The organism is Nocardioides terrigena (assembly GCF_003047265.1).
GTDB lineage: Bacteria > Actinomycetota > Actinomycetes > Propionibacteriales > Nocardioidaceae > Nocardioides > Nocardioides terrigena.
In genome coordinates, this window is sequence record NZ_PZYY01000006.1 from 270,365 (window position 1) to 297,060 (window position 26,696).

The following is a 26,696-nucleotide window of genomic DNA, read 5'->3' on the forward strand; positions in this document are numbered from 1 at the left end:
GCGGCCATCTCCACCAAGGCTCCCGACCATCCGAGAGGACCCCCATGTTTACCGGCCGCATCGCCCGGTTCGACGCACCCAACCAGCCCTTCACCCTCACCGACGCCACCCTCGACGAGGTGCGCCCGGGCGAGATCCTCATCAAAGTGATCCGCACCAACATATGCGGCTCTGACCTGCACGCCTGGCACGGCGCGTTCAACACCAAGGGACTCGGCGGTCAGCTGCCCACCGTGCTCGGCCACGAGATGGTCGGCAAGATCGCCGCGCTCGGGGACGGGGTCTCCGCGGACTCCGACGGCCGCCCGCTGCAGGAGGGGACGAGGGTGGTCTTCCCCTACTTCTTCTCCTGCCACCGGTGCCACTACTGCCTACGCGGCCAGCGCACCGCCTGCGAACACCTCTCGATGGCCATGCTGGGCAACGCCGAACAGCCCCCCCACTTCGTCGGCGGCTACGGCGACTACTTCCTGCTGCCAGCCGGCGCAACCCTCTACCAGGTCCCCGACTCAGTCCCTGACGAGCTGGCGTCTGGCGCAAACTGCGCGTTGTCCCAGGTCATGTACGGTCTGGAACGCGCGAACCAGACCTTCGGCGAGACCGTGGTGGTGCAGGGCGCCGGAGCACTCGGTCTCTACGCGGTCGCGGTCGCCAAGGCGCGCGGGGCGCGCACCGTGATCGCGATCGACGGTGTCGCCGAGCGACTGGAACTCGCCACCGCCTTCGGCGCCGACCACGTCATCGATCTCACCGACGTCACCGAGGCCAAGGACCGGGCCAAGCGCGTGAGGAGCTGGACCTCCGGTCGGGGCGCGGACGTCGTCGTCGAAGTGGTCGGCATCCCTGCCGCCATCGACGAGGGGCTGAAGCTGCTCGCGATGCACGGCCGCTACGTGGAGATCGGCAACATCAACCTAGGTCGAACGTTCGACTTCGACCCATCGCGTTTCGTCTTCGGCAACAAAACGATGATCGGGGTGTCGCTCTACGAGCCCGACGTGCTCTCACGCGCCCTGGCCTTCCTCGAGGAATGGCAGCACAAGATCCCGCTCTCCCGGCTCGGGGCGGCCACCTACCCCCTCGACCAGATCAACGACGCCTTCGCCGCCGCGGAGAGCAAGCGCGACATCCGCGCCAGCATCGTGATGTGAACCCATCCAAAGACAGAGGCGAACAGATTATGCACGAACGCAACCAGCTCTACATCGACGGCCACTGGGTCGCTCCCACCGCGGCAAGTGGTGTGATCGAGGTGGTGAATCCGGCCACCGAACAAGTGATCGGCCACGTCCCCAATGGCACCCCCGCCGATGTTGACGCCGCCGCGGCCGCCGCTCGCCGGGCTTTCGATCCCGATGTCGACCTGACCGAACGCCGGCGCCGTGTCTCGAGCATCATCGAGGCCACCACGCGTGCCCTGCCCACGATCGCCGCCCTGATCACCGAGGAGATGGGTGCCCCGACCCGGATCGCCGATGGTGTTCAGACGAAGGTGCCGCTGTCTGTGGCCCGCGGCATCCTCGACGTCCTCGACCAGCCGGTCGCAGAAGAACGGATCGGCAACTCGCTGATCCTGCGCGAACCCTACGGCGTGGTGGGCGCGATCACCCCGTGGAACTATCCGTTGTACCAGGTGGTGGCCAAACTCGTCCCCGCGATCGCGGCCGGCTGCACCATCGTGCTCAAGCCCAGCAACGAGGCACCGTTGTCGGTGTTCGCCTTCTTCGACGCGCTCGCCGAGGCCGATCTCCCACCCGGCGTTGTCAATCTGGTGTCGGGGCCAGGCCGTGTGGTCGGTGAGGCGATCGCCTCGCATCCGGAGGTCGACTTCGTCTCCTTCACCGGCTCCACCAGTGCCGGTGCTCGCGTGGCCGAACTCGCCGGCACAGCCGTCAGCAAGGTCGCCCTCGAGCTCGGCGGCAAGTCGGCCAACATCATCCTGGACGACGCCGACCTGGCGACCGCGGTGAAGGTCGGGGTCAGCAACGCCTTCCTCAACGGTGGACAGACCTGCATGGCCTGGACCCGGATGCTCGTGCCTCAAAGCCGCTACGACGAGGCCCTCGACCTCGCCGCCACAGCCGCCGCCAGGCTCACCGTGGGCAACCCCACCGACCCCTCGACGCGCATCGGACCGTCGGCCTCCGCCTCCCAGTTCGAGACCGTCCGGGGCTTCATCGACCGCGCGACGACCGCAGGCGCCCGCGTGGTCACCGGAGGCTCGGAGCAGGTGCTGCCGGTCGGCTACTTCCTGGCCCCCACCATCCTCGCCGACGTCGACCCGAGGAGCGAGATCGCGCAGGAGGAGGTGTTCGGACCCGTCCTGGTGGTCCTTCCGTTCGAGGACGACGACGACGCCGTTCGGATCGCGAACTGCACTCCCTACGGGCTCTCGGGCGCGGTCTGGTCCGGTGACCAGGACCGGGCGATCGCGGTGGCGCGGCGTGTCCGCACCGGGCAGATGGACATCAACGGCGGCGCGTACAACCCGCGAGCGCCGTTCGGGGGCTACAAGAACTCCGGTTTCGGCCGCGAGCTCGGCTCCTATGGCTATGAGGAGTACCTGCAGATCAAGTCGCTGCAACTCCCTTCCTGATCACCGCACAACGGACACCGAAAAGGACCAAGACCACCATGAGTGACAACGTGCCCGGGCATTCGATCCCGCCATGGCCGAGGTCCGCAACATGACCGAGAAGTTCGATCCCGAACCGGGACCCGGCTTTTTCCAACAACATCGGGCCGCGGGCTCGTTCCAGCCGATCCGGACACTTCAAGAGGGCAGCCGAACATGAAACCCACCCTGAACATCACCACCTCCGGGCACGTACAGACGTGGACCATCGACAACCAAGACATCGGCAATGCCATCACCGGTACGGACTTCATCGAAGCATTCGAGCGGGCCGTCGATGAAGCCAATCGGGACCTGAACGCCCGTGCCATCGTCCTCACCGGCGCGGGCAAAATCTTCTCCTCCGGCGGCAACGTCAAGGAGATGGCCGACCGGCAGGGCATGTTTGGACTCGACCCACGCCATCAGCGACGGGCCTACGTCAACTCGATCCAGCGCATCCCCCGGGCGCTCGAACGGCTCGAGGTCGCCATCATCGCCGCAGTCAACGGCCCCGCCATCGGCGCCGGCTGCGACCTGGCGATGATGTGCGACATCCGGATCGCCTCCGACCGTGCCCTCTTCGCCGAGAGCTTCGTCACGATCGGGCTGATCCCCGGCGACGGCGGCACCTGGTTCCTGCCGCGCGCCATCGGCTACGAGCGCGCTGCGCTGATGACCCTCACCGGCGAACGGATCGACGCCGCCACCGCGAAGGAATGGAACCTGGTCAGCACCCTGACCCCTCACGATGAGTTGCTCCCCGCCGCAACCGGCATTGCCGAGCGCATCGCCGCGAACCCGAGCGAGTCGCTGCGCATGGCCAAGCGGCTGCTCCAGGAGTCCCGCACAGGCGCACTGGAATCGGTGCTCGGCATGGCCGCTGCGATGCAACCACTCGCGCACCTGGACCCCGAGCACGAGCAACGACTGGACAGGTGGCGTAGCAAGTGAGCGGATTGACTCGGCTCGTCCCTGCCACCACCGGAGATGCCGTGGGCACCGCGGACCTGCGTCGCGAGGTCCGGCGGTTCCTGGCCGAGCAACGCTCGGCCGGCAACTACCGGCCGAGCATCGACTGCTGGCTCTCCGCGTGGGATGAGGACTTCACACGGGCACTCGCCGCTCAGGGTTGGATCGGCATGACCGTGCCGTCAGAGTATGGCGGCCACGACCGCTCGTTCGTCGAGCGCTTCGTGGTCACCGAGGAGCTGCTCGCCGGAGGTGCTCCGGTGGCGGCGCACTGGATCGCTGACCGCCAGATCGTGCCCTCACTGCTCAAGTACGGCACCACGCAGCAGAAGCAGAGGTACCTGCCCGGCATCACGCGTGGCGAGATCTTCTTCGGCATCGGCATGAGTGAGCCCGACGCCGGCTCGGATCTGGCGAGTGTCCGCTCCACCGCGACGAAGACGGACGCCGGCTGGCTGATCAACGGGTCGAAGGTCTGGACCTCCGGTGCACACCGCGCCCACGCCTTCATCGCCCTGGTACGCACCTCGCCCGTCGATCCGGCGAATCGCCATGCCGGCCTCAGCCAGTTCCTGATCCACCTGGACTCACCCGGCGTGCAGGTCCGGCCGATCATCTCGATGAGCGGGTCCCACCACTTCAACGAGGTCTTTCTCACCGATGTCCTCGTCCCGGACACCCAGGTCTTCGGAACCATCGGCCAGGGCTGGGAGCAGGTGACATCCGAGTTGGCCTTCGAGCGCAGCGGCCCCGAGCGGTTCCTGTCGACGTTCCCGCTGCTGACGCAGCTCACTGCGATGGACGACGTTCCCGACCTTGGACGGCTGGTCGGACGCATCGCCGGGCTCCATCAGATGTCGGCGGCGGTGGCCGGGGCGCTCGAGCGTCGCGAGCCGGCGGACGTCGCGGCTGCCGTGGTCAAGGTGCTCGGCACCAGCACGGAGGGCGACATCGCCGAAGCCGCCTCTCTGCTGAGCGGCGACGAGACTGCCTATGAGGCCGGATGGCGGGAGTTGGTGAACGCCGGACTGGACCAGCGCCCCGGCTTCACCCTCCGTGGGGGAACCAACGAGGTTCTGCGCGGTGTGATCGCGCGGGGATTGGGACTGCGATGACGACCATTCCCGGCGTCGACAGCGACCTGTCGACCATGATGCACGCTGTTTTCGCGGAGCATGCGGCAACCGGCGAGAACTCCGCCGGCACACCAAACCCGGCATTCTGGCAGAGCCTGAGTGAGCTCGGACTCTCCCGGCTCACCGGTTCGGCCGAATCCGGTGGCAGTGCGGCTGGCTGGCTCGAGGCGGCCCAGCTGCTGTCCGCGGCGGCAGGAGCCGGAGTCCGGATCCCGCTCGCCGAGCACGACCTGCTCGCCGGTGCACTGCTCGAGGCGGCCTCGCTCCCGGTCGACGACCGGCTGCGCACCGTCGCAGAGCTCGACTCCTCAGGTGTCGCGCGCGCGGTTCCGTGGGCGAGCACCGCCGCGAGCATCGTGACCCTGTGGCGCTCCGCCGACTCCTGGCTGGTCGCCGATGTCGACGTATCCGCATTCGACGAGATCATCCCCGGCACCAACCTGGTGGGCGAGCCGCGTGATCGCGTAACGGTCGACACCGGGTCATTGAGGGGCACGCCGATCGACGACACCCTGGTGAAGCAGTATCGCTTGAAGGGTGCTCTTGCTCGCGCCATCCAGGTGTCCGCCGCGCTGGACCGCGCGATGATGCTCTCCTGCGAGCACGCAACCACCCGCACCCAGTTCGGCCGTTCGTTGGCACGGTTCCAGGCGGTGCAGAATCTGATCGCCGACATGGCGGCCGAAAGCGCACTGGCACGCGCCGCGACCGAGGCGGCGCTCGTGGCCGCGGTGCAGAACGGGTGGTCCACCGATGATCTCGGTTTCCGAGTCGCGGTCGCCAGATCATGCACTGGTCACGCCACGACCACGGTGGTCCGCAATGCCCACCAGGTCCACGGCGCCATTGGTACCGCGCTCGAGCACGACCTCCACCGATTCACCCGCGCCGCGCTCGCCTGGCGCGGCGAGTTCGGGTCCGTCGGCTACTGGGATCGACGGCTCGCCGCAGCGGCCGCGGCCGCGGGCCCGCGAGGGCTCTGGCCTCTCATCGCCGGGTAACGCCCGTTGCCAGTCGCGACATCGCGGCTGGCTCAAGGAGTGCAGCCCGGCCGAGCCACGCCAGTCACTGTCCTGTCGGGGCGGCCAACGGCTGTTGGCCGGGTGATGTAGCCACGGCTCCGGTCGGCACCGAACGTGGCCGCGAACGGCTCTAGATGTAGACCGTCAAGTCAACTCCGGGCCGTGCGGGATACCGAGTGCCCGGAGCTTGCGATACAGCGTGGCGCGGCCGATGCCGAGCACCCGGGCCGCCTCCGCCCGGTTGTTTCCGACACTGGCCAGCGCATCGATGATGAGATCCCGCTCAGATTGCTCGAAGGGGGTCAGCTGCCGACGGTGTGCGCGCTTCATCAGCCACGCTGGCAAGTCCGCGACCTCGATCTGATCGCCCTTTGCCTCGACCAGCGCCGCGGCCAGCACATCGCGCAGCTCGGTCACGTTGCCTGGCCAGGAGTAGCGCATCAGCACCTGTTGCGCAGGCAGCGCACAAGTCATCACCCGGTCGGGTTCCAGTTCCGCCAAGAGTTGCGGGACGATGTCGACGACGTCGTCCAGGCGCTGCGCCAACGGGGGAATCCAGAGTTGATGGGCGAACCCGGCAAGCGCGCGAACCACCGTGTCCCGGGGATCCTCGGTACAGGTGACCGTCAACCTCATTCGCTCCTCGGAATGACGGACCAGGTCACCCAGCTCCGTCCGGACTGGAACGGTAAGTCTGTCGATCCGGCGGATGATGACCGACTCACCTGCGGCGAGGGCGCCTCGGCAACGGTCGATCAGCGTGCCTTGCCACGCTCCTCGCTCGAGCTCGGCATCAAAAATCCGCACACCGCCGCCACGCATGGCCGCGAGCCGTTTTGCCGCCCAGAGCTTGCCTGATCCGTCGTCGCCGGTGAACGCGACGGGTTCGGAGACCCGGGCCAGAGCCTCCATTCGGTCGAGCAACTTCTTCCACTGCGGACTGCGCCCCGACTTGGGTTGCGAGGCCTTGGCCAACGTCCCCCGTCCGGCGCGATATGGCTTCCCGTGTAGGGCAGAAGGGCGACTGGCCGGACGCAGAACGGCCGGCCGAGGAGACCCCGAAAGAGGTCTGGGCGGTTGGACCACGGTCTCCGGACGAAGGCTGAGCACCACTCCGCCGCCCGGCTCCGTGCCATCGGCGTCCACGGCGATCTGGAACGAATACCGCCCAGTGGACAGCTCGACGACACCGTCGCGACGGCCACGCCGTGCGTACGTGCTGGCCACGTCCCACAGGACCGCCTTGTCGGTAGCGCTGATCTGCTCCGCAGCGACCGTGTTGGAGAGGAAAACGTTCGGCCGCATACCGACCACAGGTCCGCGATGATGGCGAGACGTCCGTACGAAGCACTCCAGCAAGGCCGCCTCGGATGCCGAGGCCTGCTGGCCGAATCTGGTCTCGATGTGCTTGCCGACCTCCACCAGCAGCGGCGTCATCAGCACATTGAACTCCTTGGACAAGCAACTGAAGTCCAAGACCCCCTCAATGTTTCCCCGGATGGGATTGCGGATCGGCACACCGACGCAGGCGAAGGGATGCAGGCCTTCGGTGAAATGCTCGGTGCCGTTGACCGTGACAACCCTCGCTTCTTCCAGCGCGGTCCCGACCCCGTTGGTGCCCGCATGCTCCTCGGCGAACCCGAATCCCGGAGCGATGCTCGCATTGTCCAGCGGCCCGTACAGCGACTTCGTTCCCACCCAGCGGTGGATGAGCCGCCCCTCCGGATCGGCGAGCAGCAGGCTGTACCGCGTGTCGGACATCGTGGCCATGAGACGCTCCAGCACCGGCTGAGCCGTCCTGATGAGCCGGCTGTCGTCATCGATGTCCTCGTCGTAGGGAAGCCGCAGCTCTGAGGCTTGAACCACACCGCATGCGGTGGACCTCAACCACGACCGCGCGATAATCGGCCGCACATCTGCGCCCGGGTCATCCGCGGCGAGTATCCCCATCGACAAGGCCATGCCTCCATTATGTGACGAGCGTCTCTTGACGCCTCCACTGTGCGCCGTCGAGGGGATTCCAGTGCGTCTCATTGTGAGACACTTGGCGACTCTTGGCGAGAGCGCAAGGGCCAACTCATCAGGGCACGCACACCAGGGTCCCGCTCGAGCCCCGGTGAGATCCGCAAGCGCGTTCGCGCTGGGATTGGGCCCGTTCGAGGGAGTGAATGTGGTGAATCAGCCTGGGAAGTTGCGCCGCGGCTTCTGAGACTGAGGCCCGCAAACTAATGCACGGTGAGCGCCAGGTACTTGGTCTGGCGGCTCACGCCCGCTTCGCGCCGCACAGGACGTACACCATGGTGCATACCTCCGTACCTCGATTGCGCCATGCGTGCCGGGTTCCCCTCTGCACGACCACGGTTCCAGGCGTGATCCGCTGCTCCGCACCGTCGTCTAGCTCGAGGTAGATCTCACCCGACAGGCAGACGCCGTAGTCAATCGAGTCGGTGATGTGCATGCCGGGGTTATCGGCCTCGAACGCACCGATCAGGCCCGGCTGGGTAGCTTCCGGGTCGGCTCCTTCCTCGCCGTGGTCGGCCTCCGACGCCGGCGGGAAGTGAACTACGCAGAAACGGGTGCCGTTCCCGTCCGGGAAGAACGGGAACAGCACAGGCTCGACGGTTCCGCCGCGGCCGACGGTCACCGAACCGTCGTCGGGGGTACCCCACACGTTGTAGATGTTCATCCCGCCAGCCTCGGCGCTGCGCGGCGCTCCGACCGAGCTGAACACGGCCTTCCCGTCAACGTTCACGTCGGTGACGACGCGGGTGATGTCAACTGCGGTCATACCCCTGGCTCCTCAGTATCGCGGCGGGGCGCCTGTTGGCCACGCCCTGGGCTCCGAGCGTAGGGAACCTTCCGAACTGTTCCCTGTATCACTTCGAGGCACTTGGGAGGCATATCTGTGACGCCATCTACCGCGCAGTACTCGTGGACGCCCCAAGCGCCAGCGAGCGATCAGCTCCGCGTCGCTTGCGGCGCTTCAGTGACCGGATCGCCCCCTGCAGATGGCCTCGCCCTTCTGCCGGCGATCAAGCTAGTCCGGGGCCGTCGACCAGCAGTGGCCTGTACGTGGTTGCCGTGGTCGTTGCCCGGCATGTCGTCGAGGTGAGGACCAGGCTCCCGTGTGCGGTCCTCGGGTGTGTTCGCCGTGGGTTCTGGGATGGATCGCTGACAGGATGGAGCTCGATGGTCGAGACTGACCCACGCGTTGTGTGCTTGCTGGAGCCCCTGCTTTGCGGGGAACTTGTCGTCTCGGGTGTCGACACCGTCTTCGAGACCGCACCCCCCCGGGCGCCCACCCCAAGGAGTAGCCGATGTTGATTCACTGTGTGACCGTCAAGTTCAAGGACGCCGCGACAACAGAACAAGTGGCGGCGTTCGACGCGGCGCTGGCGGCCCTGCCAGGTCAGATCGAGCTCATTCGGCGGTCCCGCCACGGCCGAGATCTCGGCGAAAGGCCGACGAACGCCGACTACGCGCTGGTCTCAGAGTTCCCCGACGCTGAGGCGTTCTACGCCTACCTTGAGCACCCAGCTCACCAGGCCCTCGCGCGCGACCATCTCATCCCGTTGGCGCAGTCGTTCCACAGCACACAGTTCCTCGCGGAGGACTGACATCACGATCGGGGAAGGCTGACCGGGTGTAGCCTGATCCCGCCGACAGGTGTTCGTCCGCGGCTGGGCGGGCATGGTCCTCGATTGAATCGTATCTTGTTCACCCGCAAGGCCTGTGTCGCGACGGTGACGATCGATCCGGACGGGCAACGTTCGCGGCGGAACGAGTGTCTACTCGGCGTACCCTTCCGGGGTCGGCAGCGCAGTCTCGGAGAGCTCGAGTACCCGGCGGAGCGCGGGGGAGTCGTCGTCGGCGCGCCAGACCAGCCGGCTCACCGCGACCTCCTGGCCATGGTCCAGCGGGATCACCGACAGCCCGGTGGTGGTGACGTTGGTGAAGGCGGTGTCGATGGTAAGGGTGATGCCCACCCCGGCCGCGACCAGCGCCATGATCGTCCACGTGTCGGGAGCCTGCTGGGCGATGTTGGGCGCGAAGCCGGCATCGCTCGCTTTCTGCAGCGTGGTCTCCCGCAGTGACGACCCCCGCGACGCCTCGAGCAGGATCCAGTGTTCGTCGGCCAGTTCGTCCATCCGTACCGACTCGCGCTCGGCCAATGGGTGGGACTCCGACACCACGATCACGTAATGGTTGACGCGCACCACCCGCGATTGCATCGCCGGGGATGTTGAGTCGTAGCGAACGATGGCCAGGTCGAGGTCGCCCTGGGACAACCTGCTGAGCGCCTCGCCGCCGTAGAGCGTCGAGCTCAGCGCCAGCTCGATGCCCGGCTGCACCCGCCGCACCGTCTGCGCCAGCGCGCTGATCAGTGAGTGGGAGGAGGGGCCGGCAAAGCCGATCGCCACCCGGCCGATCTCGCCGCGCCCGGCGTAGGCCACCGCTCGCTGGGCGTAGGCGAACGACTCCACGATCCGCCGCGCCGGCTCCACCAGCGCCTGGCCTTGGGGAGTGAGCCGCACCGTCCGCGTGGTCCTGTCGAAGAGCGTGGTGCCGAGCCGTCGCTCCAGCTGCTGAATGGTCCGGCTCAGCGGGGGCTGGGCCATGTGGAGCCGGGCGGCTGCGCGCCCGAAGTGCAGCTCCTCGGCGACCGCGAGGAACGCGGTGATGTGGTGCAGATCCATCATGCCTCACTGGAATTGATTGCAGGCCAGCATCAATGCCATACCGACTTAGACGTTGCTGAGTATAGAACAAGGTTGCGACCATCAGGGGTATGAGCTTCGAAGTCCCGCAGTCGCCGGGCGAGCAGGCCGGGCTGCCCCTCGCCGGGCTGCCCCTCGCCGGGGTCCGCGTCGTCGCGATCGAGCAGGCCGTCGCCGCCCCTTTGGCAACCCGCCACCTCGCCGATCTCGGTGCCGAGGTGATCAAGGTCGAGCGCGTGGGGGAAGGTGACTTCGCGCGGGCTTATGACTCCTACGTGAACGGCATTGCCTCGCACTTTGTCTGGCTCAATCGCGGCAAGCGGTCGGTCGCCCTCGACCTCAAGACGGCCCGCGGTCGGGAGCTGGTCACTGGACTGATCGGCACCGCCGACGTCTTCGTCCAGAATCTCGCTCCGGGCGCCGCCGAGCGGCTCGGCCTCGGCGCGGAGCTCCTGCGTGCCGCCCATCCGCGGCTGGTGGTGGTCAACCTGTCCGGCTACGGCACCGCAGGCCCCAAGGCCCAGCGGAAGGCCTACGACATGCTGGTCCAGGCCGAGACCGGGTTGATCTCGATCACCGGCACCCCCGAGACGCCCACCAAGACCGGGATCCCCACAGCCGACATCGCCGCCGCGCTCTACGCGCTGACCAGCGTTCTCGCTGGCCTGTTCCGCCGCGAGCGCACCGGGGCCGGAGCGGTCGTCGATGTCTCGCTGTTCGACGCTACCGTCGAATGGCTCGGCCACCCGATGTACGTCCAGATGTACGCCGGCCACCAACTCCCTCGGATGGGGCTGAGCCACGCCGCCATCGCGCCGTATGATGCCTACCCGACCCGCGACGGTCAGGTCCTCATCGGCGTGCAGAACGACCGCGGCTGGGACCTGCTCTGCCGCAAGGTGCTCGGCGACGACGAGCTCGCCGAGGACCCCCGGTTCGCCACGAACCAGCTCCGGGTCAGGCACCGCCAGGAGATCGACGGGGCAGTCGCTCAGCGCACCCGCGGCTGGGGGACGGCCGAGCTCGAGCAGAGGCTGGCCGACGCTGGCGTTCCGGCCGCCCAGCTCAACGACATGGCCGGCCTGGTCGCCCACCCACAGCTCTCCGCCCGCGACCGCTGGCGCGAGATCGGCACCGAGGCTGGCCGGATCCAGGCGGTGCTGCCGCCGATGACCTTCAGCGACACCGAGTTGGCCATGGGCGACGTACCCGCCCTCGGTCAGCACACCGACACGGTCCTGACCCGCCTGGGCATCGATGCGGAGGAGATCGCCCGGCTCCGGCACGACCTGGTCGTCGGCTGAGACAACCCCGAGGAAGAGGAACCAATGGAGCCCGAGGAGTTCGCCGCAGTACTGGAGGCCGTCGAGACCTTCGTCGCCAAGGAGGTCATCCCCGCCGAGACGGAGATCGAGGAGTCCGACGAGATCCCTGACCGGATCCGCACCGGGGCTGCCCGGATGGGGCTCTTCGGCTACGCCTTGCCTGAGGAGTACGGCGGCTTGGGCCTGACCATGAGCGAGGAGGTGCAGCTGGCGCAGGTCATCGGCGGCACCACCCCCGCGTTCCGGTCCATGTTCGGCACCAACAACGGGATCGCGGGCCAGGTGCTGGTCAACTTCGCCACCGATGAGCAGAAGAAGCGGTACCTCCCCGACCTCGCCGCCGGCGAAAGGATCGCCTCCTTCGCGCTCACCGAACCAGAGGCCGGCTCCGACCCCAGCGGCCTGCGCACCCGGGCCGTGCGGGACGGCGACTCCTACCTGATCACCGGCCAGAAGCGGTTCATCACCAACGCCCCCGAGGCCGACGTGTTCATGGTCTTCGCCCGCACCGGCGACGTCTCTGAGGCCACCAAGGGGATCAGCGTCTTCGCCATCGACGCCACCCTGGCCGGCGTCACCGTCGGTCCCTCCGACGACAAGATGGGCCAGCGCGGCGCGCATACCGCCGAGGTCGCCTTCGACGAGGTGCGCATCCCGCTCGACTGCCTCATCGGCGGCAAGGAGGGGGCCGGGTTCTCCGCGGCGATGCGGTCGCTGGCCAAGGGCCGCCTGCACATCGCCGCCCTGTGCACCGGCCTTGCCGAGCGGTTGATCAAGGAGTCCGTCACGTACGCGGTCAGCACCCGCCAGGGCGGCACCCTGATCGCCGACTTCCAGCTCGTCCAAGCGATGCTCGCCGACTCTTGGACCGAGCACTACGCCGCCAAGGCGATGGTCACCGAAGCCGCCAGAGCGTACGACGCCGGCGACGACCGCTGGCAGGCACCCTCGGCCGCCAAGCTCTTCTGCACCGAGATGGTCGACCGAGTCGCCGACCGGGCCGTCCAGATCCACGGCGGCATGGGCTACATGCGGGAAGTCGCCGTCGAGCGGTTCTACCGCGACGCCCGCCTGTTCCGCCTCTACGAGGGCACCAGCGAGATCCAACGGCTGATCATTGCTAAGCAGATGGTGCGGGCCGCACGTGGTTGACCCGTACGACGGTCTCCGCGTCGTCAACCACGGCGCGGTCGCAGAGCCCGACTTGGACCGGCCAGGCCTCCGCAACGCCCTCAACGCGGCCGACCAGCACCACCTGTGGGCGCGCCGTCAGGGCGGCGCCGCCGACCCGACGGTTCCGGTGACGCCGCGCACCGGCGCCGGTGCGGAACTCTGCGCCGGCGGCACTATCGCCGGGATACGCGTCGCCCCGGCCAGCCTCGCGAACCGGTACACGAGCCTCACCGCCCTGGTGACGGCGATGGTCCGCGGCCGACCGGTGATCATCGCCGCCGTCGAGGGCGGCGCCTCCCGCCTCGGCGTCGGCCTGGCCTCGTCGCGCGACCTGGTGCTCACCGTCCGGTCCGCGTGGTTCGCCGCGGTGTTCGTCAAGCTGGGCCTCACCGCCGACATCGGCTTCACGTGGTCGATCACCCGCCGGAACGGTTGGGCACGCACCCGCCGGCTCCTGGTCACCCCCGAAACCTTCGACGCCCACCAGGGCCACGACCGGCGCCTGGCCGACCACCTCGCGGACCAGGGGGGAGCCAGGGAACGGGTCACCGGGATGGCCCAAGACCTCGCCATCACCCGCCGACTGATCGCCGACCCGCGGACCGAGCTCGACGCCGCTGCCACCGCCGACAACGCCGCCCAGACCGAGCTGCTCAAGGTTCTGGAGTTGGACGCCGCACCGGCCGCCTTCCTGGCCCCCCGCCCCGCCTGTGTGGGGGGAACTCGATGATCGCGCCGCTGAGCAATTTGCGGATCCTGGAGCTCTCCAGCTACGTCGCCACCCCGCTGTGCGGGCTGGTGCTCCACCAGCTCGGCGCCGACGTGGTCCGCCTCGAACCGCCCGGTGGTGCGCCCGACCGGACCCGGCTGCCGCTCTCGGAGACCGGCACCTCGATGTACTGGGCGGGCCTGAACAAGGGCAAGCAGGCGATCGCGGTCGACCTCCGCACTCCCAACGGTGCCGCGCTCGCCGCCGACCTCGCCGTCGACGCCGGCATCGTGGTCACCAACGGCGCTCACCGCGGACCCCTGGCCGCCGAGGCGCTCCGCGAGCGCCGACCGGACCTCATCCATGTCCGGCTCATCGGCACTCCCGACGGTGGCCCCGCTGTCGACTACACCGTCCAGGCGGAGACCGGGTTCCCCCTGGTCACCGGCCCCGGGAGCGGCGGGACACCGGTCAACCAGGTCCTCCCCGCCTGGGACATCGCCGCCGGCCTCTACCTGGCCACCGGGCTGCTGGCAGCCGTCCACCGCCGCCAGCAGACCGGCGAGGGTGCCACCATCACCCTGGCGCTGGAGGACGTCGCACTCTCCACCGCCGGCACGCTCGGGCTCCTCACCGAGGCCCAGACCCGCGGCATCGACCGCGGCCCCGACGGCAATCACGTGTACGGCACCTACGGCCGCGACTTCCAGCTCGCCGACGGCCGACGGATCATGCTGGTCATCCTCACCGACCGCCACTGGCGCAGCCTGCTCGAGGTCACCGGGCTCACCGATACCATCGCGGCGCTGCAGAACACCTTGGACGCCGACTTCTCGCTCGAGTGCGTCCGCTACCAGCACCGCGCCCTGATCAGCGCCCTGCTGGAGCCCTGGTTCGCCGCCAGGACGTTGCCCGACGTCGGCGCGGCCCTCGAGGGCACCCGGATCCTCCTCGCCGTGTATCGGACCTTCGATCAGGTCGCCGCCGACCTCGCCGACCGACCGCTCTTCACCGAGCTCGACCAGCCCGGCGTCGGCCCGCACCTGGCCCCGGCCGGCCCGCTGGCCGTCGACGGCAGCCATGGCCCCGTCGAACGAGCCCCCGCGCCCGGGGAGCACACCCACTGGGTCCTCGCCGACCTCGGCCTCACCGCCGAGGAGATCACCCGACTCGCCCACGCCGGTGTCATCGACACCGGCGCAACCACCCGCCCTGACACCAGGAGTGCCTGATGATCCTGCTCGAGAACAAGACCGCCGTGATCACCGGCGGCGGCCAGGGCCTCGGCCTGGCCATGGCCAGGGCGTTCGTCGCCGAGGGCACCCGCGTGGTGCTCGGCGACCTGGACGGCGCGAAGGCGAAGGAGGCCGCCGCCTCGCTGGGCGGTGAGGATGTCGCGGTCGGTGTGGAGTGCGACGTGGTCGACGCCTCGGCGGTGCAGCGGCTGCTGGACACCTCGGTGGAGCGGTTCGGCTCCCTGGACGTGGTGGTCAACAACGCGGGCATCACCCGCGACGCCACCATGCGGACGATGACCGAGGACGACTTCGACCAGGTCATCGCGGTACACCTCAAGGGCTGCTGGAACGGCACCCGGCTGGCTTCGGCGATCATGCGGGAGCAGAAGTCCGGGGCGATCGTGAACATCTCCTCGCTCTCCGGCAAGGTCGGCATGGTCGGCCAGACGAACTACTCCGCAGCCAAGGCCGGCATCGTCGGCCTCACCAAGGCCGCCGCCAAGGAGATGGCCCACCACGGCGTACGGGTGAACGCGATCCAGCCCGGCCTGATCCGCTCGGCGATGACCGAGGCGATGCCGCAGAAGGCATGGGACCAGAAGATGGCCGAAATCCCGATGCAACGCCCCGGCGAGCCCGACGAGGTCGCCGGAGTCGCCCTCTTCCTCGCCTCGCCGCTGTCGTCATACATGACCGGCACGGTGCTCGAAGTCACCGGCGGCCGGTTCATGTGACTCCACGCCCCCTCAAACCCCTGGAGCAAGCCATGCGTGATGTCGTCATCTGCGAGCCCGTCCGGACCCCCGTCGGAGGATACGGCGGCAGCCTGCGCCCCCTCACCGCCGCCGAGCTCGGCGCCCAGACCCTCCGCGGCCTGGTGGAGCGGACCGGGATCGACCCCGAGGTGATCGAGGACGTCATCCTCGGCCACTGCAACGCAAACAGCGAGGCACCCGCGATCGGCCGGGTGGTGGCGCTGGACGCCGGCCTGCCGGTCACCACCGGCGGCATGCACATCGACCGCCGGTGCGGCTCCGGCCTGCAATCGGTGATCCAGGGCGTCCTCCAGGTCGGATCCGGCGCCAACAACGTACTGGTCTCCGGCGGGGTGGAGTCGATGAGCAACGCGATGTTCTACACCCTCGACGCCCGCTGGGGCGCCGCGCGCAGCGGCATGCGGATGCACGACGGTCTGGTCCGGGCCCGCGAGACCGCCGGCGGCAAGCACTACCCGGTGCCCGGCGGGATGATCGAGACCGCGGAGAACCTCCGCAAGGAGTACCGGATCTCGCGCGAGGAGCAGGACCGGCTCGCCCTCTCCTCCCACCAGCGCGCCGTCGCCGCCCAGCGGTCCGGCGTCTTCGCCGAGGAGATCATCCCCGTCACCATCGGCAGCCGAAAGGGCGAGATCGTCGTCGACACCGACGAGCACCCCCGCGCCGACGCCTCCCTGGAGAAGCTCGCCGCGCTCCGGCCAATCCTCGGCAAGGTCGACCCGGAGGCCACCGTGACCGCCGGTAACGCCAGCGGCCAGAACGACGCCGCCGCGCTCTGCCTGGTCGCCAGCCGTGACGCCGCCGAGCAGCACGGTTTGGCCCCGCTCGTCCGGCTGGTCTCCTGGGCGGTGGCCGGGGTACCGCCGAGGACGATGGGCATCGGCCCCGTCCCCGCCACCGCCCGCGCACTCGAACAGGCCGGCCTGACGATGGCCGACATCGACGTGATCGAGCTCAACGAGGCGTTCGCCGCGCAGGCCCTCGCGGTGATGCGGGAGTGGAAGTTCACCGAAGCCGACCACGAGCGGACCAACGTCCACGGCTCCGGCATCTCCCTGGGCCACCCGGTCGGCGCCACCGGCACCCGGATGGTCGGCACGCTGGCGCGCGAGCTCACCCGGCGTGAGGGCCGGTACGGGCTGGCCACCATGTGCATCGGCGGAGGTCAGGGCCTAGCTGCCATCTTCGAGCGGGTCTCCTGATGGGCGCCCGAGTCATCGCTACCGCCGAGGAGCTGAACGGCCTGCTCGGACAGCAGCTCGGCGTCACCGACTGGCTGACCGTGGATCAGGAGCGCGTCGACGGCTTCGCCAAGGTCACCGACGACCACCAGTGGATCCACGTCGACACCGAGCGCGCCAAACAGAGCCCGTTCGGCGGCACCATCGCCCACGGGTTCCTCACCCTGGCGCTCACCGTGCCCCTCGGTGCGGAGCTCTACGAACTCGGCTTCGGGTCCTCGGGGCTCAACTACGGCCTCAACAAGGTCCGGTTCCCCGCGCCTGTCCCGGTCGGCAGCCGGATCCGGGCCCAGGTGACCCTGGACGAGATCCGGGAGACCGGAGCCGGCCTCCAGCTGACCACGACGTACACCATCGAGATCGAGGGCAAGGAACGCCCGGCCTGCGTGGCCGAGCGGCTCACCCTCGTCACCCCCTGAGTAGAGGAACCACGCCATGACGAACCTGGAAGACCTGCCCGAGGAGGAGCGCGAGATCGTCGCGCTGGTCCGCCGCTTCGTGGACAAGGACGTCAAACCGACCGTCCAGGAGCTCGAGCACGCCAACACCTACCCCGAGCAGCACATCGAGAAGATGAAGAAGCTCGGCGTCTACGGGCTCGCCATCGACGAGCCCTGGGGCGACGGGAAAGTCTCCACGGCCTGCTACGTGCTGGTCACCGAGGAGCTGGCCCGCGGCTGGATGAGCCTGGCTGGCGCGATGGGCGGCCACACCGTGGTCGCCAAGCTGCTCCAGGACTACGGCACGGCCGGGCAGAAAGAGAAGTACCTCAAGCGGATGGCCACAGGTGAGCTCCGCGCCACCATGGCGCTCACCGAGCCCGGCGGCGGCTCGGACCTGCAGAACATGCGCACCACAGCCCGCCCCGACGGCTCCTCCTACCGGGTCAACGGCTCGAAGACCTGGATCTCCAACGCCCGACGCTCCGGCCTGATCGCGCTGCTCTGCAAGACCGACGCCGACGCCTCCCCGGCCCACAAGGGGGTCTCGATCCTGCTGGTCGACAAGGAGGAGGTCGGTGACCGGCTGACCATCTCCCGCGACCTGCCCAAGCTGGGCTACAAGGGTGTGGAGAGCTGTGAGCTGGTGTTCGAGGACATGGTCGTCCCCGGTGACGCGGTGCTCGGCGGCGTCGAGGGGCAGGGCTTCGCCCAGATGATGCGCGGCCTCGAGGTCGGCCGCCTCCAGGTCGCGGCCCGGGCGCTCGGTGTCGCCCGGGCCGCGCTGGAGGACGCGCTGGCCTACGCCCAGGAACGGGAGTCCTTCGGGGTGCCGATCTGGCAGCACCAGTCGATCGGCCACTACCTGGCCAACATGGCCACCAAGCTCACCGCGGCCCGGCAGCTCACCCTGCACGCCGCACAGGTCTACGACTCGGGCAGGCGCGCCGACATGGAGGCCGGGATGGCGAAGCTCTTCGCCTCCGAGGTGGGGATGGAGATCGCCCTCGACGCGATCCGCATCCACGGCGGGATGGGTTACTCCACCGAGTTCGACGTCGAGCGGTACTTCCGCGACGCGCCGCTGATGATCGTCGGCGAGGGCACCAACGAGATCCAGCGCAACGTCATCGCCAAGCAGCTGGTCCAGCGCAACTCGGTCGCCCCATGAGCATGTTCGGTGGCAGCGTCGACCTCGCCTCGGCGGTGACGCTGCTCTTCGTACCCGGCAACCAGCCCCAGCGGTTTCCCAAGGCCGCAAGCGCCGGAGCCGATGTGGTGGTCTGCGACCTGGAGGACGCCGTGCCCACCGACGCCAAGCAGGCCGCCCGGAGCGCGGTTATCAACTGGCTGGCCGAAGGCCACTCCGCCGCGGTCCGGGTCAACGCGCCCGGTACCGCTTCCCACCTCGCCGACCTGGCGGCGCTCGCGGCGGTCGGCGCAGACCTCGGCGGCGTCCTCGTGCCCATGGCCGAGACTCCCGAGTCGTTGGCCACGGTCGTCGAGGCGCTCCCCGGTATCCCGATGATGGCGCTGGTCGAGACCGCCCGCGGGATCCGCGCCGCGGCCGAGCTGGCCGCCGTCGAAGGGGTGGTTCGGCTCGGGATCGGTCACCTCGACTTGGCCGCCGACCTCGACGCCGACCCCGACGGACCGCTCATCGCACACTGCCGCCACGAGCTCGTACTCGCAGCCCGCACTGCCGGCAGCGCCCCTCCCGTGGACGGCGTCACCGCAAGTGTCCGAGGCGAGGAGCTAGTCGCCGCCGACGCATCCGCTGCCAGGCGCAGCGGCTTCGGTGGCAAGCTGTGCATCCACCCGGCCCAGATTCACCCGGTCGCTGCCGCCTTCGCGCCCTCGGCCCAGGAGACGGACTGGGCGCGCCGGGCACTGAGGGCCGCAGCCGGCGGTGTCAGCGTCGTGGACGGCGCGATGGTCGACGCCCCGGTGCTCGCTCGGGCTCGCTCGATCCTGACCCGCGCGGAGCACACCTGATGACCGAGACGGCAGTACGTCGCGGCCTGATCACCGTCGCGCAGCAGGAGGCGCTCGCCGCACTACTGGACCTCGAAGACCCCCTCGGCAGCACGCTCCCGGAACTGTGGCACTGGACCCAGCTGCTGAACGCGCCCGCTCAACGCGATCTCGGGCCCGACGGTCACCCTTCCAACGGCATCCCGGCGCCTCCAGGGCCTGGTCAAAAGCGGATGTTCGCGGGCGGACGGGTCCGGACCTACCAGCTACTCCGCACCGGCGAGGCCTGCGAGCGGACCACCCAGGTGCTCGGCACTGTGGTCAAGGGAGGCCGCACCGGCGCGCTCACGTTCGTGAAGATCCGGCACACCTACATGCAGGCCGGCGAGGTCTGCATCGTCGAGGAGAACGACATCGTCTACCGCGACACCGGCAGCCGCCTTGACCTCACCCCCGGCACCCTCAACCATCCCGGACCAGCCGTCGAAGCCGAGCCGGTGATCCGGCTGGTCGCCGACGAGACCTTCTTGTTCCGCTTCTCCGCCCTCACCTACAACGCCCACCGGATCCACTACGACCTAGGCTGGGCCCACCACGAAGGTTACCCGGGGCTGGTCATCCACGGCCCCCTGCAGGCGCTCCTGATGGGCGAGCTGCACCGCCGGCACGGCGACGGAATGATCGGTCGGGAGTTCGCCTATCGCCTCAAGGCGCCAGCCGTGGGGCCGCAACGGTTGACAGTCGTGCCGGCTCCCGACGGTCTCGAACACGGCTCCCGGATGCTCGACACGTTCGGCAACGTCACCGCCGCCGCCACCATCTCCCCCATCGACGAGCCAGCGCACCGACCGGTCTGACAGGCCGGAGGAAGATACGAACAAGGACTCTGCTGTGACAGACCGACCAACTGACAACTGCCCAGAACGACCTCCCACGGCGGCCTGAGGGAGCGACGGCGTACCCGAAGATTTCGGCTCCTCCTGTCGAGAAGCTGACGCGCCTGACACCGCTCCCAGGCTTGGGCAGCGGCGCTACCAGATCATCGACGGGTCGAGGCCGTCCCGGTCAACATCGCGGGCCGTATAGCCGCGCTGCGGGCCTTCGATGTCCGCATCGCCTACACCCCAGCGCCAACAGCCCCGTCGGCAAAACCATCACCCCGCACTGGGGCAGCCTTGTTCCGGCTCGCAGAGATGAACGCCCAGAATGCGAGGCCATCCCGCGCTGCCGGCGCGCTTCATCGCCCGGCCGGTGAGGGCCGGTCTGCTGTCTCCAGAGCGCACCAGAGGCAGACCGCGCCGCCACTGGTCAGTGACTTCGTTTCGTGGGCCTGAGGTGACCCCGGCCCCCGTGCGACGAAGACACAACCCGCACGGCAGCGTCCTCTTGGTGGCCGTCCAGGTGTACGTCTGCCGCGGCGTGAAGTCGCCCCGACACCGATCGGGCGCTTCACGCGGTGCGGCGGCAGATGGCCGACGCGGACTGCCTGGTAGGGCAGGGGCTACCCCTCGTTGAGCCCGAAGCCGCCCTCAGCCGACGGGTTGTGGGAGGGGGCCATCTGTTCAGGGCATTCGATATGGAGTGACCGGATCTTGCGGTACAAGGTGGTCCGCCCGATGCCCAAGAGCTCGGCAGCCTTGGAGCGGTTGCCGCCGGCTTCCTCAAGCGCCGCTAGGATCGCGTCGCGCTCCGCTCGCTCGTACCCGCTGAACTGGCGTCCCCGAGCCGCATCACGAAGCCAGATGGGCAGCTGCTCCAACTGGATCAGCCAACCAGGCCTCGAGGCCGCGACCTCGACCATTGCTTGGCGCAGTTGACGGCAGTTACCCGGCCAGGAGAACGTCATCAGCGCCTGCCGAGCCGCGGATGAGAAGGTGGTGCTCGGTGCGATGCCCGGCAGGCCGGACAAGATGGCCCGGGCGACCTCGGGGATGTGCTCTTTCATGTGGACGAGCTCGGGCAGGCACACCATGGTCGCGGTGTGCCGGACAAGCTCGGCTACCTCGTCGGGTGCTTGCTTGAGGTTCGCAACCAGAATCAGCCGGCCGGGTCCGGTTCCTGTGCCATCCGGAGCGGTGGTGGCGATACAGGTGAGTGCCTTGAGCTCGGTGGTCGCGCCGGCGTGCAGATCCTCGAGGTGACGAAGGATCACCTGGCCGCCGCTGGTCAGGGTGTTCGTGGCCTCGGTGAACCACCTCCGGTCGGTCTGGTCGCGGCCGGCGAGGTCGAGGTCGCGCACGGGGCGGTCCGGGTCGAGCGCAGCAATCCGCAAGGCGACGTGGTGTTTCCCGGTGCCGGGGAGGCCGTCGAGGGCGATCGGGCCGGACAGCTGGGCGGTGTAGTGCAACCGGTCATCGATCGCAGGCACTGGATGCAGGGACCCGGGGGGTGCAGCGTCAGCGCTGCGGGATGCCGGGGGGGAATGAGACTGGTGGCGGAACTCCAGCCGAAAGGCGTCGCCGGTCGGGTCCGTGATCCGATGTGCCACCGCGAGCACGCGCCCGGCGGGCAGGTCCAGCTCAATCGTCTGCGGGTCCGCGCTCCAGCATCGACCGCTCACGGCCTGCCAGAGCAGCGGGTGCTGCTCGGGGGTGACGAACTCCAGCCCGGCGGTGTTGGACAGCACCGCGTCGGAGGTCAGCACCACCATCGGCGCCCGATGCTGGCCAGACCTGGGCGCCAGGGCGGCGAACAGCGCCCGGTTGCGTCCGCCGTCGAGGTCGGCCATCACCTGTTCGAGCTGCCGCGCGGCGTTCACCGCGAGGGTCAGCATCATCGGGTTGGTGGTCTCGGCCGCGCAGGTCAGCGCAAGGGAGCCGACCACACGGCCGGTGTGGGCCATGCGAATGGGTGCGCCCGCGCAGGTCAACGGCTCGAGCAGATCGTTGAAGTGTTCACCGCCGCGCACGAACAGTGCGGACTTGTCCTCCAATACGGTGCCGATCGCGTTGGTGCCGATCGCGCGTTCGGAGAAGTCGAAGCCCTCGGCGGCGCATGCGGTGTCTAACTTGTTGCGCTCGGCCCTGCTGCCGGCCCGGCGGGACAAGATTCGGCCCTGGTGGTCGCTGAGGAAGATCGCGACGCCGAGCCCGTCGAGGTCTTCCTGGAGCCGATCGAGCACCGGACCCGCGGAGCGGCACAGCAGCTCCGAGCGCCCGCGCGGGTCCAGGTAGTGGAGCGCGATCCTCTCGGTCGGAACCGCCTGGCTGGCGGCCCGCCGCCAACTGCGCAGGATCGGGTCCCGTACGGATCCGGTCGCCTCGCTGTATCGCTGCGGACCTTGACGCAACAGCAAGTCCCGGGCCTGCCGCAGGTCGTCTAGGTTAGGGATCGCCGATAGTTGCCCCATTGCATTCCTCCGGGGGTTCAACTCACCGGCGCGGGCGCTTGGTCCGCGGACAACACAATCCGTCCAGCCACCTTCCGCTCGATCAGTCGAGCGAGCGAGTCGGCGACCCCGCCGGCGTCAAGTCTACCGCTGATGATGGGGATGTGCGGCACAGTCCCAGCTTTGGCGAGATCGACCAGTTCTTCTAGCTCGGCAAGGTTGCCGACGTAGCTGCCCTGGAGCGTGAGCATCTTGAGCGGCAGCAGGACGGTGGGGATCGTGAGCTCGCCGCCGAAGAGCCCGACATGGACGAGCAGGCCGCCCTTGCGCAGCGCATCGAAGCCGTGGATGGCCGTCGAGGTCCCGTTGACGAAGTCGATCACCGCCGCGACTGGGCCCCCAGCGGCCTCCACGATGGCGGCGGCCAGGGCGGGGGAGTCAGCGAGCACGGTCCTGGTGGCGCCCATCTCCATGGCCATCTCGAGGTTCGGCTCGGACAGGTCCACCGCGATGGTGTGGCGATGCCCTCTCGCCTGGAGCATGGCGATGGCGGTCAGTCCCAACCCGCCGGCACCGATGATGACGACCGGCTCGTCCGGGTCCACGTGGCTCACCTTGTTGACCGCGCTGTAGGAACTCAGCCCAGAACAGGCGAGCGTGGCTGCCCAAGCCGGGTCGAGTCCCCTGATGTCGACGAGGTACCTCTCGTGTGGCACCGAGATGTACTCCGCGTAGCCCCCGTGGCACTGCACGCCGAGCATCCGGCCGTTGCCGCAGGCGTTGTCGTGACCGTCGCGGCATGTCGAGCACTCCCCGCACCCGATCCACGGGAAGACGAGCAACGTCTGTCCGACGAGCTCGGGGGATGCCTCGGGACCCACCTGTGCCACCGTGCCGACGACCTCGTGGCCGAGTACAAGCGGGTAGGGAACTCCGCGGTCCTTCAGCAACATCATGCCCTGGGTGCCGAGGTCGTAACCGCCCTCGAGCAGGTGGGTGTCGGAATGACACACGCCGGCGTGCAGCACACGGAGCACCACCTCCGAACCGACCGGCGCGGGCCTCGGGAGGGTGATCTCGGCGATCTCCTTGGTGCCCTCGAGCACTGCGTACGCCTTCATGTCCTCGACCTCCAAGAGCTGTCTCCCCCGCACGGGCGATATGACCACGATCACACCGGGGATTCAGAAAGTCCAATACACAATGGCGACCCTATCGATACCCGTGAAGCAATAATCGGCGATCCCTTGGATGCGGCGCCCGGAGCATTCCCGGTTGCGCGGAGGTGTCGAGGTGATTGCCGCGGCGTTTCATATCGGAACACCCATCGGTGTTGCGCCCATCACACACTGAGGCATGTCAGTCGCCCAGGGCACTCCTGGGACTCTTACGCGAAAGGCGACGCAATGACCATCTCCGCTGAGGCTAGTTACCTGGAGGCGCTCTACCGCGACTGGACCGGTCGTATGGCGGCCGACCCGCAGATGTCCATCGCCATGCTGCGCAGCCTCTTCGACGAGTGGCACCAGCCCACCTTGGAGCCTGAAGGTGTCACGTACCGGTCCGACACCCTCGGTGGGGTCGAGGGCATCTGGGCGCTGCCGGTCGAGGCCGACACCTCGAAGGTGGTCCTCTACACCCACGGGGGAGGCTTCGCGGTCGGCTCCGCGGCCAGCCACCGCAAGCTCGCCGGGCACCTGGCCAAGGCCATGGGCGCGATCGCCCTGGTCCTCGACTACCGACGAGCCCCAGAACACCCGTTCCCCGCACAGATCGAGGACGCCACCGCGGTCTACCGCGCGCTCCTGGAGAGGGGCTATGCGTCGGGGAGCATCGTCACCGCCGGGGACTCGGCCGGCGGCAACCTGGCCATCTCCACCGTGCTCAAACTCCGCGAGGACGGCACCGCGCTGCCCGGTGCGGTGGTCGCGTTCTCGCCCTGGCTCGATATGGAGCACGCCGGGGACACCCTGGTCAGCAACGCAGCCACCGACGGTTTGGTGAGCCGCGAAATCCTGGAAGGGATGTCGGGAATGTTCCTCGGCGAGACCAGCAAGCCCGACGACCCGCTCGCCAACCCGCTGTACGCCGACTACACCGGCTTCCCCCGGCTCTACCTGACCGCAGGATCGGTGGAGACGCTGCTGGACAACTCCACCCGGCTCGCCGACCGCGCCACCGCAGCCGGGGTCGACGTGACCTTGTCCGTCGTCGACGGCATGCAGCACGTCTTCCCCATCCTTGCCGGCCGGGCCCCGGAGGCCGACGCGGAACTCGCCCGCGTCGGCGCCTGGTACCGCCGCTGACCACCCACCGGTCCCACACGTAACAGAAGGAAGCGACCTCCATGACCACACACCATGATGCGATCGTGATCGGCGCCGGATTTGGCGGCATCTACATGCTCCACAAGCTGCGCAACGAGCTTGGCCTCTCCGTGAAGGCCTTCGAGAAGGGTGGCGGTATCGGCGGCACCTGGTACTTCAACAAGTACCCGGGCGCCAAGTCCGACACCGAGGGCTTCGTCTACCGCTACTCCTTCGACAAGGACCTGCTGCAGGACTACGACTGGCACGCCCGCTACCTGGACCAGCCCGACATCCTGGCCTACCTCAACCACGTCGTGGACCGCTTCGACCTGCGCCGCGACATCCAGCTGAACACAGAGGTCACCGGCGCCGTGTTCGATGAGGACACCAACCTGTGGACCGTCACCACCGCTGACGGCACGCAGTTCACCAGCCGTTACGTCGTCAACGCCCTGGGTCTGCTCGCAAAGACCAACATCCCCGACATCCCGGGCATCGACAGCTTCCGGGGCGTCATCACTCACACCAACGCCTGGCCCGACGACCTGGACATCACCGGCAAGCGCGTCGGCGTGGTCGGCACCGGGTCGACCGGCACCCAGTTCATCGTCGCCGCCGGCAAGATGGCCGGCCACCTCACCGTCTTCCAGCGCTCGCCGCAGTACATCGTGCCGTCCGGCAACGGTCCCGTGGACCGGGTGGAGGTCGAACAGACAAAGCAGAACTTCGACGCGATCTGGGATCAGGTCCGCGGCTCCGTGGTCGCCTTCGGCTTCGAGGAGAGTGCCGTGGAGGCCATGAGCGTCTCGGAGGAGGAGCGGCGCCGGGTGTTCCAGGAGAACTGGGACAAGGGCAACGGCTTCCGGTTCATGTTCGGCACATTCTGCGACATCGCCACCAACCCGGAGGCGAACGCTGCGGCCGCGGAGTTTATCCGCTCCAAGATCGCCGAAATCGTCGAGGACCCGGAGACCGCGCGCAAGCTCACCCCGGTCGACCTCTACGCCAAGCGCCCGCTGTGCAACGAGGGCTACTACGAGACCTTCAACCGGGACAACGTCGAGCTGATCTCGATCAAGGAGAACCCCATCGAGGAGATCACACCAGCCGGCGTGCGCACCTCCGACGGAGTCCTGCACGAGCTCGACGTCCTGGTCCTCGCCACCGGTTTCGACGCGGTCGACGGCAACTACCGGGCTATCGACCTGCGCGGTCGCGGCGGGCAGCACATCAACGAGCACTGGAAAGACGGCCCGACCAGCTATCTCGGCGTGTCCAAGGCCGGCTTCCCGAACATGTTCATGATCCTCGGACCCAACGGCCCCTTCACCAACCTGCCACCGAGCATCGAGACGCAGGTCGAGTGGATCAGCGAACTGATCAGCCACGCCGAGCGCAACGGCGCGCGAACCGTCGAACCGACCCGGGAAGCCGAGGACGGCTGGACCGCCACCTGCATCGAGATCGCCAACATGACCCTCTTCCCGAAGGCCGATTCGTGGATCTTCGGGGCGAACATCCCGGGCAAGAAGCGCGCGGTCATGTTCTTCCTGGGTGGGCTCGTCAACTACCGCGCCCAGCTCGCCGACGTCCAAAGCGACGGCTTCCGCGGGTTCGAGTTCGACAAAGTGCGCGAGGCGTCCTTGGCCTGACGCGCGGCCCGGGCCGAGGGACCTCCTTGGCCTGGGCGCCCAGGGAGTCCCGAACGGTTACGCGGGCAT

Annotated in this window: 24 protein-coding genes; 19 read left to right on the forward strand and 5 right to left on the reverse strand. The window is 68.5% G+C overall.

Features of this window, described 5'->3' with window-relative positions:
* The first annotated feature begins 44 nt into the window (after positions 1–44).
* The 6 genes from DAE25_RS15025 (at position 45) to DAE25_RS15045 (ending at position 5,723) form a co-directional block, all read left to right on the forward strand.
* A complete protein-coding gene (locus tag DAE25_RS15025) occupies positions 45–1,151 on the forward strand; it encodes a zinc-binding dehydrogenase (RefSeq protein ID WP_107766962.1) in 1,107 nt (368 codons plus the stop codon).
* Between the two features lie 29 nt (positions 1,152–1,180).
* The gene (locus DAE25_RS15030) at positions 1,181–2,596 is read left to right on the forward strand and encodes an aldehyde dehydrogenase family protein (RefSeq protein WP_107766963.1); all 1,416 of its coding nucleotides are present in this window, start codon (positions 1,181–1,183) and stop codon (positions 2,594–2,596) included.
* A 73-nt stretch (positions 2,597–2,669) separates the two neighbouring features.
* Positions 2,670–2,795, forward strand: a complete 126-nt coding sequence (locus DAE25_RS24155) for a hypothetical protein (protein ID WP_267895265.1) — start codon at positions 2,670–2,672, stop codon at positions 2,793–2,795.
* On the forward strand, positions 2,792–3,568 hold the full coding sequence (locus DAE25_RS15035) for an enoyl-CoA hydratase-related protein (protein ID WP_107766964.1): 777 nt from the start codon (positions 2,792–2,794) through the stop codon (positions 3,566–3,568). Before DAE25_RS24155 ends, DAE25_RS15035 begins: the two co-directional genes overlap by 4 nt.
* A 41-nt stretch (positions 3,569–3,609) precedes the next feature.
* Positions 3,610–4,701, forward strand: a complete 1,092-nt coding sequence (locus DAE25_RS15040) for an acyl-CoA dehydrogenase family protein (RefSeq protein ID WP_234411066.1) — start codon at positions 3,610–3,612, stop codon at positions 4,699–4,701.
* Entirely contained in the window at positions 4,698–5,723 is a 1,026-nt protein-coding gene (locus tag DAE25_RS15045; RefSeq protein WP_107766966.1) for an acyl-CoA dehydrogenase family protein, read from the forward strand. Before DAE25_RS15040 ends, DAE25_RS15045 begins: the two co-directional genes overlap by 4 nt.
* A 165-nt stretch (positions 5,724–5,888) precedes the next feature.
* Here DAE25_RS15045 and DAE25_RS15050 read toward each other — a convergent pair whose 3' ends face one another.
* A complete protein-coding gene (locus DAE25_RS15050) occupies positions 5,889–7,706 on the reverse strand; it encodes a sigma-54-dependent Fis family transcriptional regulator (RefSeq protein ID WP_159083750.1) in 1,818 nt (605 codons plus the stop codon).
* Between the two features lie 301 nt (positions 7,707–8,007).
* Positions 8,008–8,532, reverse strand: coding sequence for a cupin domain-containing protein (locus tag DAE25_RS15055; RefSeq protein ID WP_107766968.1), 525 nt, complete (start codon positions 8,530–8,532; stop codon positions 8,008–8,010).
* Between the two features lie 544 nt (positions 8,533–9,076).
* Here DAE25_RS15055 and DAE25_RS15060 point away from each other — a divergent pair.
* Entirely contained in the window at positions 9,077–9,361 is a 285-nt protein-coding gene (locus DAE25_RS15060) for a Dabb family protein (RefSeq protein ID WP_199907611.1), read from the forward strand.
* 171 nt (positions 9,362–9,532) lie between these two features.
* Here DAE25_RS15060 and DAE25_RS15065 read toward each other — a convergent pair whose 3' ends face one another.
* The gene (locus tag DAE25_RS15065; protein WP_107767089.1) at positions 9,533–10,441 is read right to left on the reverse strand and encodes a LysR family transcriptional regulator; all 909 of its coding nucleotides are present in this window, start codon (positions 10,439–10,441) and stop codon (positions 9,533–9,535) included.
* Between the two features lie 92 nt (positions 10,442–10,533).
* Between DAE25_RS15065 and DAE25_RS15070 the strand changes: the two genes are divergently transcribed.
* The 10 genes from DAE25_RS15070 to DAE25_RS15115 are packed head-to-tail and all read left to right on the forward strand — an operon-like array spanning position 10,534 to position 20,195.
* Positions 10,534–11,766, forward strand: a complete 1,233-nt coding sequence (locus DAE25_RS15070; RefSeq protein ID WP_107766970.1) for a CaiB/BaiF CoA transferase family protein — start codon at positions 10,534–10,536, stop codon at positions 11,764–11,766.
* A 24-nt stretch (positions 11,767–11,790) separates the two neighbouring features.
* Positions 11,791–12,939 carry an acyl-CoA dehydrogenase family protein gene (locus tag DAE25_RS15075; RefSeq protein WP_107766971.1) on the forward strand — a complete coding sequence of 383 codons (1,149 nt, stop codon included), beginning with the start codon at positions 11,791–11,793 and terminating at the stop codon, positions 12,937–12,939.
* Entirely contained in the window at positions 12,932–13,690 is a 759-nt protein-coding gene (locus DAE25_RS15080; RefSeq protein ID WP_159083751.1) for an enoyl-CoA hydratase/isomerase family protein, read from the forward strand. The genes DAE25_RS15075 and DAE25_RS15080 overlap by 8 nt, the downstream gene beginning before the upstream one ends.
* Positions 13,687–14,901 (forward strand): CoA transferase, encoded by a 1,215-nt coding sequence (locus DAE25_RS15085; RefSeq protein ID WP_107766972.1) that lies wholly within the window; start codon positions 13,687–13,689, stop codon positions 14,899–14,901. Before DAE25_RS15080 ends, DAE25_RS15085 begins: the two co-directional genes overlap by 4 nt.
* Positions 14,901–15,641, forward strand: a complete 741-nt coding sequence (gene fabG, locus DAE25_RS15090) for a 3-oxoacyl-ACP reductase FabG (protein ID WP_199907612.1) — start codon at positions 14,901–14,903, stop codon at positions 15,639–15,641. The genes DAE25_RS15085 and fabG overlap by 1 nt, the downstream gene beginning before the upstream one ends.
* A 32-nt stretch (positions 15,642–15,673) precedes the next feature.
* Positions 15,674–16,885 carry an acetyl-CoA C-acetyltransferase gene (locus tag DAE25_RS15095; RefSeq protein WP_107766974.1) on the forward strand — a complete coding sequence of 404 codons (1,212 nt, stop codon included), beginning with the start codon at positions 15,674–15,676 and terminating at the stop codon, positions 16,883–16,885.
* Positions 16,885–17,343, forward strand: coding sequence for a MaoC family dehydratase (locus DAE25_RS15100; RefSeq protein WP_107766975.1), 459 nt, complete (start codon positions 16,885–16,887; stop codon positions 17,341–17,343). The genes DAE25_RS15095 and DAE25_RS15100 overlap by 1 nt, the downstream gene beginning before the upstream one ends.
* A 16-nt stretch (positions 17,344–17,359) precedes the next feature.
* Positions 17,360–18,535 carry an acyl-CoA dehydrogenase family protein gene (locus DAE25_RS15105; RefSeq protein ID WP_107766976.1) on the forward strand — a complete coding sequence of 392 codons (1,176 nt, stop codon included), beginning with the start codon at positions 17,360–17,362 and terminating at the stop codon, positions 18,533–18,535.
* The gene (locus DAE25_RS15110; protein ID WP_234411067.1) at positions 18,532–19,359 is read left to right on the forward strand and encodes an HpcH/HpaI aldolase/citrate lyase family protein; all 828 of its coding nucleotides are present in this window, start codon (positions 18,532–18,534) and stop codon (positions 19,357–19,359) included. The genes DAE25_RS15105 and DAE25_RS15110 overlap by 4 nt, the downstream gene beginning before the upstream one ends.
* A complete protein-coding gene (locus DAE25_RS15115) occupies positions 19,359–20,195 on the forward strand; it encodes an acyl dehydratase (protein WP_199907613.1) in 837 nt (278 codons plus the stop codon). The genes DAE25_RS15110 and DAE25_RS15115 overlap by 1 nt, the downstream gene beginning before the upstream one ends.
* Before the next feature lie 644 nt (positions 20,196–20,839).
* On the opposite strand, the gene DAE25_RS15120 is transcribed toward DAE25_RS15115, so the two are convergent.
* Positions 20,840–22,687: a sigma-54-dependent Fis family transcriptional regulator gene (locus tag DAE25_RS15120; RefSeq protein WP_107766978.1), complete on the reverse strand. Its 1,848-nt coding sequence runs from the start codon at positions 22,685–22,687 to the stop codon at positions 20,840–20,842.
* A gap of 17 nt (positions 22,688–22,704) precedes the next feature.
* Complete coding sequence (locus tag DAE25_RS15125; protein WP_107767091.1) at positions 22,705–23,787, reverse strand: alcohol dehydrogenase; 1,083 nt, start codon at positions 23,785–23,787, stop codon at positions 22,705–22,707.
* A 285-nt stretch (positions 23,788–24,072) separates the two neighbouring features.
* Here DAE25_RS15125 and DAE25_RS15130 point away from each other — a divergent pair, with 285 nt between their 5' ends.
* On the forward strand, positions 24,073–24,972 hold the full coding sequence (locus tag DAE25_RS15130; RefSeq protein WP_107766979.1) for an alpha/beta hydrolase: 900 nt from the start codon (positions 24,073–24,075) through the stop codon (positions 24,970–24,972).
* Between the two features lie 41 nt (positions 24,973–25,013).
* Positions 25,014–26,627 (forward strand): flavin-containing monooxygenase, encoded by a 1,614-nt coding sequence (locus DAE25_RS15135; RefSeq protein WP_107766980.1) that lies wholly within the window; start codon positions 25,014–25,016, stop codon positions 26,625–26,627.
* Positions 26,628–26,696: the final 69 nt, after the last annotated feature.